The organism is Psychrobacter sp. W2-37-MNA-CIBAN-0211 (assembly GCF_040309405.1).
GTDB classification, from domain to species: Bacteria; Pseudomonadota; Gammaproteobacteria; order Pseudomonadales; family Moraxellaceae; genus Psychrobacter; species Psychrobacter glaciei.
In genome coordinates, this window is the sequence record NZ_JBEOOU010000636.1 from 1 (window position 1) to 231 (window position 231).

Consider the following 231-nt stretch of genomic DNA (forward strand, 5'->3'; position numbering starts at 1 on the left):
GTATGGAAGTGTGGGACAAAGACAGCTTTGGTCACATTTCGTTTGACGATCAAAGCATGGGCTATAGCCATCTTGGGCATATCGTTGAAAATTCAGTGATTCACTACGCGCTGTGGAACAAAGCGCATCAGTCGTCAGATATCACTCTGTTAGCCCCCGCAGAATTACAGCAGGTCGCCTGGGGAGAAAATGAAACCTTCCTGACGCTGAAAGATGGCAGCATGTTAACGG

1 protein-coding gene is annotated in these 231 nt (G+C 48.1%); it reads left to right on the forward strand.

Features of this window, described 5'->3' with window-relative positions:
- Positions 1–231 (forward strand): hypothetical protein (locus AAEY72_RS16565; RefSeq protein ID WP_502945419.1); only part of this gene is annotated, 231 nt, incomplete at both ends.